Below are 13,467 nucleotides of genomic sequence, written 5' to 3'. Positions count from 1 at the left end.
CTTCTCTCACAACGGAGATGAACTAACTATTACTAAATTTTCTGAAAATAATCCATTGCTGTTATATACGTAAATTCAATCTGTTATAGTCACAAAAAAGAGGCATAGGAACACGTCCTATGCCCGACATATATATATTTTATAAAAGGGGGTCAATTACTATCTATATAGTACCCCATCAATGTTTCACAGGTGTTACAGAACAGTTAAAACCGAATTACGTTTTGTAAAAGATTGATTTCAGCCTTATTGCTGAATAGCTTTTAACTTTTCTTTTAACTCTTCTACATAGTGCTGAGCCGCTTGAGCAGCAATGCTGCCATCGCCTGTAGCTGTTACAATTTGACGAAGAGCCTTTTCACGAACGTCTCCAGCTGCGAACACACCTGGTACTTTTGTTTCCATTTGCTCGTTCGTTTCAATATATCCTTCTTTATTCGTGATGTTTAGGCTTTCGAATGGTTTTGTTAGTGGAACCATTCCAACATAAATGAATACGCCGTCCGCACCAAACTCGCGCTCTTCACCTGTTTTTGTGTCTACTAACGTTACGCTGCCTACTTTACCGTCTTTTTCTTTTACTTCTTTGACCGTTGTATTCCAAATAAAATCAACTTTTTCGTTATCAAATGCACGCTGCTGTAGGATTTTTTGCGCACGAAGCTCATCGCGTCGGTGAATAATTGTTACTTTTGTTGCGAAGCGTGTTAAATATACGCCTTCTTCAACCGCAGAGTCTCCACCGCCTACAACGACTAGCTCTTTACCTTTAAAGAATGCACCGTCACATACAGCACAATAAGATACGCCGCGGCCGCCTAGTTCTTTTTCTCCTGGCGCACCTAATTTTTTATATTCAGCACCAGTAGCAACGATTACTGAACGTGTTTTATATTCTTTGCTGCCTGCACGAACTGTCTTGTATTCTTCTCCGTCGATGATTTCTTTAATATCACCGTACGCATATTCCGCACCGAATTTTTTTGCATGCTCAAACATTTTGTTAGAAAGGTCAGGACCAAGGATATGATCATAACCTGGATAGTTTTCTACATCTTCCGTATTAGCCATTTGACCGCCTGGAATTCCGCGTTCAATCATTAATGTTGATAAATCTGCACGAGATGTATATACAGCAGCAGTCATACCTGCTGGGCCTGCCCCAATAATAATGACATCATAAATTTTTTCTTCTGTCATCGCTTTACACTCCTTTTAGGAAATTCCTTCGTAGTTGATTCCAAATTTATGGATAATTATTTCGTTACCACTATCCTAATATGTTCTTCCTATTATCGTCTATTTTTTTGCTCAATTTAATAACGTATTCACAATTTTACTGTACTTTCTCACTGTTGCAGCGGAAATGGAATATTGTTTTGCCGCATCGGCTTGAGTAATAGACTGGTTTTGTTCTTTCGCCCATATATATGTGACGGCTGCGGCCCATGCATTTACGTTCACATGCTGAAAATCATAGGATTGTTTATATACCTGTACATATACATAAAACCAAAAGCTTAAAAGATCCTGGATATCACTTTCAGTCTGCGATTCCATCTCCAGTTCAATAACATCTGCCACCTCAAAAATCACATGGTGTTTATCCTGCCATACATACGTATATACTTCATCTAAAAGTGTACTCATATGTATGGACGACTTGATTTCTTCTAAAAGAAGCAGACGCTGTTGTTCAGGAAGCTTCTTCGCCATATACAGGCTGTAAAGCTGATCATGAACATTTTTTGTTGCACATTTCTTTTTCGCTGTAATATCCACTTTCGATTGAAAAACCTTCGCAGCTTTTTGACTGATGCGCCAAGGCTCCTCTCCTTCTTTATCAGGAACGTCTTCCAATGCCAGCTTCCACATTTCTTTAGCGAACGCTTCACGCCCGGTATAGTAAGAAGCATATGAGAGCCAATAATGAAATGAGTTGTCTCCTTGAAATCCTTGTGTATAAAGCTTTTTTAACCATCTGTATGATAGTTTGTATTGACCAATCAATGCAAATGTTGCTCCAAGCTTATAGCGGTGTTCAAATGACATTGGATAAACGCGGCTAAGCCCGTCTGTAAGCTCCTCAACTTCTTTATGCTTATGGCAATAATAATAGAAAATCAGCTGATTGCATAACGCATGAAGATTTCCAGGGTTTTTCTCCAATACTTCATTCAGCAAATCCATTGCCTCATCAATTTTATTTAAATAAAAATAAGCTAACGCTAAATTATTATATGCAGACCAGAATTCTGGATACTCATCAATTATTTCAGTTAACAAATCCACTGCTTCTTCAAAATTCGTTGCTTCAAGCAGTCTTTTTGCTTGTTCTTGTTTTATAATCAGCATGTCGCCTAGCTGATTTTTAGGCTCTTCATCTTCTTCATCCACATCAATTGATAGTAAATCTAACAGATCTGTAGCCGATCGAAAGAGGTCACCATTTGGAAAATGCTCAATGTAATACATCGCGTATTTTTTTGATTCTTCAAACAGTCCAAGATGCGCATAGCTGTTAGCTATATAGTAGTAACAGCTTCCTAATGTATCGTCCATATGATGAATCACATGGAGAAAAAGCTCGTTGGCATCTTGATAATCTCCCCGCTCCGTTAAAGCTACTCCAACATTTGTAAGAAGCTGTGGATTACGGGCATTTTCTTTGTTTGCACGCGTTAAATACTTGAGCGCTTTATCCGACTCCTCTTCTTCAAACGCCTGCAGCGCTTTTTCGAAATAGAAGTCACCCGTTTGCGAAAATGGAATTACTTGTGCCATTTTTTGAATTACTTTTGAGTGTTTTTCCATTAAGCCCTCCAAATAAGTTGATAATTTCGACGTTCGTAGTATATCACATTTGCCAAGAAGTTTAATACCTCTATTCAAAAAAGGAGCCTGCAAGCAGTCGTTTCTTGACGCAAATAAGAGAAGGTTTTGCCTCTTTTATCTAAAATGAGACAACTCCTTCTCTCTTTTCACTATGTAGCTATTAGCTAGAGTGACGCTCTTTTAATACTGATAGGACATCGTCTAAAGGCAGCTTTTGCTCACGAAGTAAAACAAGTACGTGGTACAATAAATCTGCAACTTCCCACTTCAGCTCATCATGGTCACGATTTTTTGCTGCAATAATGACTTCACCAGCTTCTTCTCCTACTTTTTTGAGGATTTTATCTACGCCTTTATCAAACAAGTACGTCGTATAAGCTCCTTCTGGCATTTCAGCTTCACGCTTAGCGATTACTTCTTCTAGCTCATTAATAATAGCAAACCGATTATCATTTTGTTTATTTTCACCAAGAATTGTTTCATTAAAACAGCTGTAAGCCCCCGTATGACAAGCAGGACCTTGAGGCTCCACCTTTACAACCAGAGAATCAGCATCACAGTCATATGCCATGCTTACAATCTTTTGTGTGTTTCCCGAGGTTGCGCCCTTGTGCCACAACTCTTGTCGAGAACGGCTGTAAAACCATGTTTCACGTGTATCAATTGATTTTTGAAGTGATTCTTCGTTCATATAAGCCAATGTTAAAACTTCTTTGCTCACAGCATCTTGTACAATAGCCGGTACAAGTCCATCACTGTTGAATTTAATGTTTTCAATCGTCATCGAATGCTCACTCCTTGTTGTTTTGCATAGCTTTTAATTTCTTTTACAGATGTTTCTTTATAGTGAAAGATCGAAGCCGCCAAAGCCGCGTCAGCTTCTCCTTTTTCAAACGCATCGACAAAATCTTGACCATTTCCTGCTCCGCCAGAAGCAATAACAGGAACGCTCACTGCTTGGCTAACTGCTTTGGTTAATGCTAAATCAAACCCTGACTTTTCGCCGTCTTTATCCATACTCGTTAACAAGATCTCACCCGCACCGCGCTTCACTGCTTCTCTTGCCCAGTCGATTACTTCCCAGTCCGTTGCGTTGCGGCCTCCGTGTGTATAGACTCGCCATGATTGTAAACTTTCATCGTACTTAGCATCGATGGCTACCACAATACACTGAGCTCCAAAAAAGTCAGACCCTTCTGTAATGAGTGCTGGATTGAGTACGGCCGCTGTATTTAATGACACTTTGTCTGCACCAGCACGAAGCATTCTCTTCATATCTTCTAATGCATTAATTCCTCCGCCCACCGTAAAAGGAATCGCTAGCTGAGATGCTACTTCTTCTACAACATGTACCATCGTTTTGCGTCCTTCATGAGAAGCAGAAATATCCAAAAAGACTAATTCGTCTGCGCCTTCTTCATCGTAAAACTTCGCCAACTCTACAGGATCTCCTGCATCTCGAAGTTCCACAAACTGAACTCCTTTTACCACACGGCCGTCCTTTACATCTAAACAAGGAATGATTCGTTTTGTAATCATTACGCTTTCACCTCTTGAAGTGCTTCAGCTACTGTAAACTTATTTGTATAAAGTGCTTTCCCTACAATCGCACCAATAACGCCGTCAGCTTCATACTTCTTTAGTGCATCTAGATCAGCAAGTTTACTAACTCCCCCTGATGCAATCACACCTTTTCCAGTAGCCTTAGCCATTTCAACAATTCCTTCCACATTAGGACCAGACAGCATGCCATCAGTAGAAATATCCGTGAAAATAAATGTTTCCGCACCAGCATTAGCCAATTCTTTTCCTAGTTCTGTCGCTTTGATTGTAGATGTTTCCACCCAGCCTTCCGTCGCAACATAGCCGTCACGTGCATCAATACCAATAGCAATACGTGCACCATATTCCTTCAGCATTTTTTTCACAAATTCAGGATTAGAAATAGCTGCACTTCCTAAAATAACGCGGTCAATTCCGTTTTCTAAATAGTAAGCAACATCAGCTTCTGAGCGAATGCCTCCTCCAATTTGCACACGTACATTTAATTTCTTTTTCACGCCTAGCACAAATTCATCATTTACGCGCTTGGCCGCTTTTGCGCCGTCTAAATCAACCATGTGAATCCACTGAGCGCCTTCACTTGCGAATTGTGTGGCCATATCTACCGGAGAATCTCCGTACACCGTTTCTTTTGTGTAATCTCCTTGAAGCAAACGGACGCACTTTCCTCCGCGCATATCAATGGCTGGATATATTTCAAATTTGCTCATACGATGGGCTCCTTTTCTCTACGAAGTTTGCATAATTTTGCAGCATTTGCATTCCGATTGCACTGCTTTTTTCAGGGTGGAATTGAGTGCCAAATACGTGTTCTTTTCCAACAACTGCTGGAACTTCAACATCATAAGGACTTGTTGCTAAAAGCACGTCTTGGTCATTTGTTTTTACGTAATAAGAGTGAACAAAGTACACGTGACCTTCACTGATTCCATCAAGCAGAGCAGACGGCTGATGAAAATTTAAAGAGTTCCAGCCCATGTGCGGAACTTTATATGTCTGTCCTTCAGCAGTAATGCCGGGAATACGCTCGACTCTCCCTTTTAACAGTTCCAGCCCTTTTGTTACGCCGTTTTCATCGCTTTCTTCAAATAAAAGCTGCATACCTAAACAAATTCCAAGCAAAGGCATTCCTTTTGCTACTTCTTCTTTAATAAAGTCCGTCAGCTTTGTTTGATTCAGCTGTTCCATCGCATCTTTGAATGCTCCAACTCCAGGAAGAATCAGCCCTTTTGCCTTTCTTAGCTCAGCAGGATCTGCCGAGATAATATAATCATAGTTTAATCGTTCAAGAGCTTTACTTACGCTGTATAAGTTGCCCATCCCATAGTCGATAATTCCAATCATTTACAACATCCCTTTCGTCGAAGGCACACCTTTGACACGCGGATCAATCGTTGTCGCTTCGTCCAAAGCACGTGCTAAAGCCTTAAACACCGCTTCAATAATGTGGTGTGTATTTTTGCCGTAGTGTACAATTACATGTACATTCATGCGAGATTCTAATGCAAATTTCCATAAAAATTCATACACAAGCTCTGTATCAAATGTACCGACGCGCGACGCGGGAATGTCACCTTTAAATTCAAAATGAGGACGATTGCTTAAATCTACTACCACTTGAGCCAACGCATCATCCATTGGTACAAAAGCATTTCCATAGCGTTTAATTCCTTTTTTATCACCGAGCGCTTCTTTGAACGTTTGACCAAGGCAAATACCGATATCTTCCGTTGTATGGTGATCATCAATCTCCGTGTCCCCATCTGCTTTTACATCAAGGTTAAACTGTCCGTGCTTTGTAAATAAATCGAGCATATGATTTAAAAAAGGAACGCCTGTATCAATGCTCGCTTTTCCTTCTCCATCGATTCCAATCGCTAATGCAATATCCGTTTCGTTTGTTGTACGTTTAATACTTGACTCTCTCATTGTGAAACTCCTTTCAACTGTGCATGTAATAGATAAAGAAAAGAACATTTCTACTCTTTTCTTTTAATCTCCACCTTATTTTTTAAAGCGTTCTTCAACCGCCCTTGCATGAGCTTCTAGCCCTTCTAAACGAGCAAACGCTGCGATCTTCGAGACATTTTTCTGCAGGGCTTGTTGGCTGTATGAAATGATACTAGACTTCTTCACAAATGAATCAACTGATAAAGGACTTGAGAATTTTGCTGTCCCATTGGTTGGAAGAACATGGTTTGGTCCCGCGAAATAATCGCCAACAGGTTCTGAGCTGTATCTTCCTAAAAAAATAGCACCGGCATGACGAATGGAACCTAAAAGTTCAAGCGGACTTTCAGTCATAATTTCTAAATGTTCAGGAGCTAATTGATTAACAGCTTCAACAGCTTCTTCTAATGACCCTGTCACATAAATAGCACCATGGTTATCAATAGAAGGTTTTGCAATTTCTTTCCGAGGTAGAGATTCCACTTGTCTTTCCACTTCTTCTTTAACAGCTTCGGCTAATTTCATAGAAGGCGTTACTAAAATGCTTGAAGCTAATTTGTCATGTTCTGCTTGAGATAATAAATCAGCTGCCACTTCGTTCGGCTTAGCCGTTTCGTCTGCTAGTACGACAATTTCACTAGGTCCAGCAATTGAGTCAATGTCTACTAATCCATATACTTCTCTTTTCGCTAATGCAACAAAGATATTACCAGGACCTACAATTTTATCGACGGGTTTAATTGTTTCTGTTCCATAGGCAAGTGCTCCTATCGCTTGAGCTCCACCTACTTTATAAATCTCTTCGACCCCAAGCTCATTCGCTGCTACCACTACTCCAGCAGGCAGCGCGCCGTCTTTTCCTGGAGGTGAAACCATCACAATACGTTTTACCCCTGCCACTTGAGCAGGAATGACATTCATTAAAACGGAAGAAGGATACGCCGCAAGGCCTCCCGGTACATAAACACCTACTGCATCTAAAGGCGTTACTTTCTGCCCTAAAATGGTGCCGTCTTCTTTTGTTGTCATCCAAGACTGCTCGACCATTCTTTCGTGGTAATCACGAATGTTGTCAGCCGCTTCACGAATGATTGACAGCATGTCTACATCAACCAGCTCATAAGCACGCTTCTTTTCTTGTTCCGTCACAAGTAAAGAAGAAAGCTCAACGCCGTCAAATTTGGCTGTATATCTTTTTAAAGCTTCGTCTTTTTGCTCTTGCACCTGCTTTAAAATATTTACGACAATTTCTCTTTGAGCACTCGTCCCTTGATCAATCGTACGTTTTAAGCTCACTTGTTCTGTTACACGTGTAATTTTCAATGTATGTCACCTCTTTTATACAGGTTGAACCACTTGGGCTAAACGATTCACTAAATCATCAATTCGTTCGTCTTTTAAACGATAGCTCACAGGGTTCACAATCAAACGCGATGTAATATCTTCAATGTGCTCTAATTCAACAAGTCCGTTCTCTTTTAGTGTTTGTCCTGTTGATACAATATCAACGATCCGATCAGCCAGGCCGATTAAAGGCGCTAATTCAATGGAACCATTCAATTTAATAATTTCTACTTGCTCTCCTTGCTCCCTGAAATAAGTAGATGCTACATTTGGATATTTGGTTGCCACTTTTTGAGCAATTTCTGATTTTTTAGCATTAGGCAAACCGGCAACGGCCAGATGACATTTACTAATATTTAAATCCAACAGCTCATAGACATCTCTTTCTTCTTCTAACATTACGTCTTTACCTGCAATACCAAGATCTGCTACTCCGTATTCTACATAAGTAGTAACGTCCATTGGTTTTGCTAAAATAAAGCGCATGTTCTCTTCAGGAATGTCTACAATCAGCTTGCGCGAATCGTCAAATTCTGGCGGCAATTGAAAGTCTGCTTGACGCAAAAGTTCAGCTGCTTCTTCAAAAATACGTCCTTTTGGCATTGCAATTGTTAATAGTTCACTCATTATTGTCCCCCCTTGCCTCGTTTTCCAATTAGAAACGTGACTTCTTCAAACTGTGCAGTAAATACATCAACATCATCAACGCCTGCAATTTCCTGAGTCACTACCCGGTATCCTTGCTTGCGCTGTTCAGCAGCTAAAGCTAATGCCTCATCTAAACGCTCCTGGCTATATAATATGCCGTATACTGCTGAAGGCTCATATACTTCTTCGCCCAGCGCTTCAATTAAGCGGTCGAGCTGAATTCCAAATCCTGTAGCTGGTGTTTTAGACGCGAATTTTTCAAGAAGCTGGTCATAACGTCCTCCATTACCGATATGGAAACCAACGTTTTCAGCAAAGACTTCAAATAAAATACCTGTGTAATAGCTCATATGACTGACTAAGTTAAAATCAATTTTAATTTCATCCGTTACACCGTATGCATCAAGCATGTTCCATAGCTTTTTCAAATCACCGGCTGCTTTTTTGCCACCTTCGTTTTCAACTAGTTCAACCGCTTCTTCAATCTTCTTTTCATCTCCGCGCAGGTTAAGCAGCTGAAGGAGACGCTGTTTATCAATAGAAGATAGATTCAAATCTTTTACATGATTACGATAGCCCACGTAATTTTTCTCATATAAAAAGCGGCGAAGCACGTTAGCACGTTCTTCATTTCCGACAATTTCTAAAAAAAGTGAATTAACAAACCCGATGTGGCCAATTGCCACTTTAAATGATTTAAGTCCCGCTCTTTTTAATGCGCCGATCATGAGAGCAATCACTTCAGCATCGCTGCTCATCGTAGCATCTCCAATTAGCTCCACGCCTATTTGCTCAAACTCCGCCGGGCGGCCGCCCTCACGCTGCTGAGCTCGGAATACATTTGCTTCATAAGCTAAGCGCAAAGGAGAATTATTTAAAAGTTTTGAAGCGGCCACACGTGCAAATGGCGTTGTTACATCCGGTCGCAGCACAAGCGTATGCCCTTCTTTATCTAAAAGTTTAAACAATTGTTGATCTAAAATAGCTGATGCGCTTCCTACCGTCTCGTAATATTCCACAGTAGGCGTTGCCATATATTGATAGCCCCAGCTGCTGATTTCATCTGCCAGCTGATTGCGAACTTGTTTTTTTCTTTCAAAAAGAGCTGGCAGGGTATCTCTCATTCCAAGGGGTTTTTCAAACATAAATAACTTTGACATTCCGACACGTCCTTTAGGCTTGATTTTATCTATTAAGGAACCATTGATAGGTTGTTTTTACTTTATCACGCTAATGTATTAGCGAAATAACAAATTAAAGTTATTGATAGTTTACACCCGATAAAGTCAGCCGTCAACCGCCAGCTGTTCAAATTTACAAAAAAAGCCACAGCTTAGTTCTTGCTAAGTTGTGGCTTTAGGTTCTGCTTCCCTGCGCTTTTCCATTTCTTCTTTTGTATAGATGACACGCATAGGGTTACCTCCAACAAAGAAACCGGGTGCTACATCTTTATGAACCACCGTTCCAGCCGCTACAACCGCTTCATTGCCGATTGTTACACCTGGAAGGATGGTGCTATTTGCTCCAATCATCACTTCATCCCCAATGATGACATCTCCAAGACGATATTCCGTTATCAGATATTCATGAGCGAGAATAGTTGTATTGTATCCGATAACCGTATTGCGTCCTACTTGTATTTTTTCAGGAAACATAATATCGAGCATTACCATAAGGGCAAAGGATGTTTGAGGTCCTACTTTCATCCCTAAGCACGTTTTATACAGCCAGTTTTTCATCGAAAGAAAAGGCGTATAGCGAGCGCATTGAATGATTAGGAAGTTGCGCACTACTTTCCAAAAAGGCACGGTCTTATAGACATGCCAAAGGGAATTAGCTCCTTTAACCGGATAGCGCGTCGTTTTTCTCACTGACGTTCTCCTTTTAATATATCAATTAAATCCGTCATATTCTCTAAAATAATATCAGGATTATAAGAAGCGATATGATCTCTTCCTTTTGCACTCCAAGCAACTCCAGCTGTTTTCGTATAAGCTCTTTGGCCAGAAACGATGTCGTGATGGTTATCTCCCACCATCAGCGCTTCTTCAGGTTTAGCATTAAGCAGCTTCAGCGCTTTTTCTACTGGCTCAGGATGCGGCTTTGCATTTGTGACGTCTTCAATTGCGACAATCGTATCAAAGAACTGGTCTAACTTTGTTAACTTAAGCCCCATCATGACCGTATTTCTTTGCTTTGTTGTGACAATACCTAATTTATAATTCTGCTCGTGCAGCCATTTAACTGTTTCAAGTACGCCTTCAAATTCTTTAACAAGCAAATCATGATTAGCTAGATTATGCGTGCGATACATCTCAATCATTTCGTTTACTTTCGTTTTATCCATTTCTACAAACGTGTCGTATAAAGGAGGTCCCATAAACTGTAAAATATCTTCGCAAGTATATTGTTCAGGATAATAGTGATTAAGCGTATGAGTAAACGAGGCAATAATTAATTCATTGGTATCAATTAACGTACCGTCTAAATCAAACAAAACCGTATTAATCGTCATTATTCATTTCCTTCCCTTGCGTCAAATCAAGTTTGTATAAGTCTTGTAGCTTTTCTTCATTTACGCCTTAGATTGTGCTTCTTCATTCTCTAAGTATTTCTGTTTACTCATTCCCGTCACGCGGCGGACAATAATTAAAATAATGGCTATTACAATCAGTACAAGTGAAACAACTTGAGCGATTCTGAGTGTATGCGTCAGCATTAAACTATCCGTGCGAAGCCCTTCTACAAAGAAGCGGCCAACTGAGTACCAGATTAAATAAGATAAGAAAATTTCTCCTTTTCGCAGACTGGTGCGGCGAAGTACCATCAACAGGATAAATCCTGCAAAATCCCATAATGATTCGTATAAAAACGTAGGATGGTAATATGTACCGTTAATATACATTTGGTTAATAATAAAATTTGGAAGGTGCAACCCTTCTAAAAAAGCACGGGTAACCGGCCCCCCGTGTGCCTCTTGATTCATAAAGTTGCCCCAGCGCCCAATGGCTTGGCCAAGGATTAAACTAGGCGCAGCAATATCAGCCAACTTCCAAAATGAAATCTTTTTTACTTTCGAATATACAATGGCAGTTAATACGCCTCCGATTAAGCCACCATGAATGGCAATCCCACCTTGCCAAATCTGAGGTATTTCATTTAAATGCTTTGAATAGTATCCCCATTCAAAGGATACATAATAAATTCGTGCACAAATAATAGCTATTGGCACAGCAAATAAGATGAGATCAACAAATGTATCTTTTGATAAGCCTCTTCTTACGCTTTCTCTTGTCGCAATATAAAGACCTAATAGAACACCTACACCGATAATTACGCCGTACCAGTAGACCGTTAGAGGGCCAATTTCAAGGAACACGCGATCTAACGGCTGAATAGTTGCTTCCACAAGTTAACACCCTTTCTTATAAATCTTCACGATCTCCTTCTTCAATTACATCTGTTAGACGTGCGGAAAATTGTTCTGCTGCGTTAATACCCATACGCTTTAAGCGGAAGTTCATTGCCGCCACTTCAATGATAACAGCTAAGTTTCGTCCCGGACGTACTGGCAATGTAATTTTTGTAACGTCCGTATCAATAATTTTCATTTTATCTTCTTCTAAACCAAGGCGATCATAATGTTTCTGCTGATCCCATGTCTCTAACTGAATAACAAGTGAAATTCGCTTATAGCTTCGTACAGCTCCTGCGCCGAATAGCGTCATCACATTGATGATCCCTAGTCCTCGAATTTCAAGCAAATGCTCGATTAAACCAGGCGCATTTCCTACAAGCGTGTCTTGATCTTCTTGACGGATTTCCACACAGTCATCGGCTACTAGACGATGTCCCCTCTTAACAAGCTCTAGAGCTGTTTCACTTTTACCAACGCCGCTTTTCCCCATGATTAATACACCAATTCCGTATATATCAACTAATACGCCGTGCATGGCAGTAGTAGGTGCTAGCCGGCTTTCAAGAAAATTCGTTAAATGGCTGGAAAGTCGCGTTGTTTTAAAGCTTGAACGCAGCACAGGAACTGATTCACGCTCTGAAGCTTCGATAAGTTCTTTCGGTACATCCATTTCGCGCGAAACAATGATAGCCGGCGTGATATCTGTACACATCTTTTCCATTCGAACTTTTTTTTGTTCATCATCTAATTGTTTAAAAAATGATAGTTCTGTTTTACCTAACAGCTGGATACGTTCTGCTGGGTAATATGTAAAATAACCTGCCATTTCAATACCTGGACGTGAAATATCACTTGTTGAAATAGGGCGGTCGATTCCTTCTTCTCCGCTAATAAGCTCTAATTTAAATTTCTCAATGATGTCTTTTGTACGTACTTTAACCACCGTGCATCCTCCTTTTATGAACAGTCATATATCTGTTCATGTCTACAGTATATCCAACTCTCGCTTTTATGTCGCGTTTGGTTCTACTAGCCATTTTATTTTATCATTAATACAGAAAGAAAAGAAAAAAAAGATGGCATAGGCTGCATCGCCTTACCATCTTTTTTAGAAAATTAAATATTGCAAGAAAGTTATCTTCTATTTTGAAGCGGTTCAACAATCACTCGTTGAATAAGCGCATTTAAAAGCGACATAATTACTGAGGCTAAAAGTGCTGTACCAAACCCGTCAATATTAAAAGAATCTCCCATAACACTTTGTGTAATCATCAGCGTAATGGCATTAATGACGAATAAAAACAGCCCAAGCGTAAGAAATGTCACCGGCAGGGTAAGTAAAATTAAAATTGGCTTAACAAACACGTTCAAAATAGATAGAATCAAGCTGGCGATAATAGCTGCACTGACTGATTCCAAGTGGAAAGTGTCGATATAACCTGCAATTACGATTAATACGAGGGCATTGATTAAAATACTAATGATTCCACGCAATAACATCTTTAGAAATCTCCTTCTTCATTTGGAACTAAAAACACAAAAATCATATATAAAATGACCGGAGTACCTACTGTAAAAAATAAACTGATGATAAACAATACGCGGAGTAGTGAAGCATCTATTCCGATATACTGAGAAATACCGCCGATAACACCCGCAAGCTTGCGATTTGTTCGCGAACGATACAACTTTCGCACGTTAATCATCTC

16 protein-coding genes are annotated in these 13,467 nt (G+C 40.0%); all 16 read right to left on the bottom strand.

Annotation, left to right across the window (positions count from 1 at the left end; genetic code table 11):
- Positions 1-246 precede the first annotated feature (246 nt).
- Entirely contained in the window at positions 247-1,200 is a 954-nt protein-coding gene (gene trxB, locus ACFX40_RS18250; RefSeq protein ID WP_025752588.1) for a thioredoxin-disulfide reductase, read from the bottom strand.
- 111 nt (positions 1,201-1,311) lie between these two features.
- A complete protein-coding gene (locus ACFX40_RS18245) occupies positions 1,312-2,814 on the bottom strand; it encodes a tetratricopeptide repeat protein (protein ID WP_050688922.1) in 1,503 nt (500 codons plus the stop codon).
- Positions 2,815-2,995: 181 nt separating this feature from the next.
- The gene (hisIE, locus tag ACFX40_RS18240; RefSeq protein ID WP_013059715.1) at positions 2,996-3,619 is read right to left on the bottom strand and encodes a bifunctional phosphoribosyl-AMP cyclohydrolase/phosphoribosyl-ATP diphosphatase HisIE; all 624 of its coding nucleotides are present in this window, start codon (positions 3,617-3,619) and stop codon (positions 2,996-2,998) included.
- Positions 3,616-4,374 carry an imidazole glycerol phosphate synthase subunit HisF gene (gene hisF, locus ACFX40_RS18235; protein WP_025752585.1) on the bottom strand — a complete coding sequence of 253 codons (759 nt, stop codon included), beginning with the start codon at positions 4,372-4,374 and terminating at the stop codon, positions 3,616-3,618. Before hisF ends, hisIE begins: the two co-directional genes overlap by 4 nt.
- Positions 4,374-5,108, bottom strand: a complete 735-nt coding sequence (gene hisA, locus ACFX40_RS18230; RefSeq protein WP_025752584.1) for a 1-(5-phosphoribosyl)-5-[(5-phosphoribosylamino)methylideneamino]imidazole-4-carboxamide isomerase — start codon at positions 5,106-5,108, stop codon at positions 4,374-4,376. The genes hisF and hisA overlap by 1 nt, the downstream gene beginning before the upstream one ends.
- The gene (hisH, locus tag ACFX40_RS18225) at positions 5,095-5,742 is read right to left on the bottom strand and encodes an imidazole glycerol phosphate synthase subunit HisH (RefSeq protein WP_028409649.1); all 648 of its coding nucleotides are present in this window, start codon (positions 5,740-5,742) and stop codon (positions 5,095-5,097) included. Before hisH ends, hisA begins: the two co-directional genes overlap by 14 nt.
- Positions 5,743-6,327 (bottom strand): imidazoleglycerol-phosphate dehydratase HisB, encoded by a 585-nt coding sequence (hisB, locus tag ACFX40_RS18220; protein WP_025752581.1) that lies wholly within the window; start codon positions 6,325-6,327, stop codon positions 5,743-5,745.
- Between the two features lie 75 nt (positions 6,328-6,402).
- On the bottom strand, positions 6,403-7,671 hold the full coding sequence (gene hisD / locus ACFX40_RS18215; RefSeq protein ID WP_060745840.1) for a histidinol dehydrogenase: 1,269 nt from the start codon (positions 7,669-7,671) through the stop codon (positions 6,403-6,405).
- A 15-nt stretch (positions 7,672-7,686) separates the two neighbouring features.
- Positions 7,687-8,319 (bottom strand): ATP phosphoribosyltransferase, encoded by a 633-nt coding sequence (hisG, locus tag ACFX40_RS18210; RefSeq protein WP_013059721.1) that lies wholly within the window; start codon positions 8,317-8,319, stop codon positions 7,687-7,689.
- Positions 8,319-9,500 (bottom strand): ATP phosphoribosyltransferase regulatory subunit, encoded by a 1,182-nt coding sequence (locus ACFX40_RS18205; RefSeq protein WP_028409651.1) that lies wholly within the window; start codon positions 9,498-9,500, stop codon positions 8,319-8,321. The genes hisG and ACFX40_RS18205 overlap by 1 nt, the downstream gene beginning before the upstream one ends.
- Positions 9,501-9,683: 183 nt before the next feature.
- On the bottom strand, positions 9,684-10,211 hold the full coding sequence (locus ACFX40_RS18200; protein WP_028409652.1) for an acyltransferase: 528 nt from the start codon (positions 10,209-10,211) through the stop codon (positions 9,684-9,686).
- On the bottom strand, positions 10,208-10,855 hold the full coding sequence (gene ppaX / locus ACFX40_RS18195; protein ID WP_377255812.1) for a pyrophosphatase PpaX: 648 nt from the start codon (positions 10,853-10,855) through the stop codon (positions 10,208-10,210). The genes ACFX40_RS18200 and ppaX overlap by 4 nt, the downstream gene beginning before the upstream one ends.
- A 60-nt stretch (positions 10,856-10,915) precedes the next feature.
- Positions 10,916-11,749, bottom strand: coding sequence for a prolipoprotein diacylglyceryl transferase (gene lgt, locus ACFX40_RS18190; protein WP_028409654.1), 834 nt, complete (start codon positions 11,747-11,749; stop codon positions 10,916-10,918).
- 16 nt (positions 11,750-11,765) lie between these two features.
- Positions 11,766-12,701 (bottom strand): HPr(Ser) kinase/phosphatase, encoded by a 936-nt coding sequence (gene hprK / locus ACFX40_RS18185; RefSeq protein WP_013085404.1) that lies wholly within the window; start codon positions 12,699-12,701, stop codon positions 11,766-11,768.
- Between the two features lie 191 nt (positions 12,702-12,892).
- Positions 12,893-13,258 carry a phage holin family protein gene (locus tag ACFX40_RS18180; protein WP_013059727.1) on the bottom strand — a complete coding sequence of 122 codons (366 nt, stop codon included), beginning with the start codon at positions 13,256-13,258 and terminating at the stop codon, positions 12,893-12,895.
- A gap of 2 nt (positions 13,259-13,260) precedes the next feature.
- Complete coding sequence (locus ACFX40_RS18175) at positions 13,261-13,455, bottom strand: PspC domain-containing protein (RefSeq protein ID WP_013059728.1); 195 nt, start codon at positions 13,453-13,455, stop codon at positions 13,261-13,263.
- Positions 13,456-13,467: the final 12 nt, after the last annotated feature.

This window comes from Priestia sp. YIM B13552 (assembly GCF_042787775.1).
Taxonomy (GTDB): Bacteria; Bacillota; Bacilli; order Bacillales; family Bacillaceae_H; genus Priestia; species Priestia megaterium_E.
This window is presented reverse-complemented; position numbering and strand designations above follow the sequence as displayed.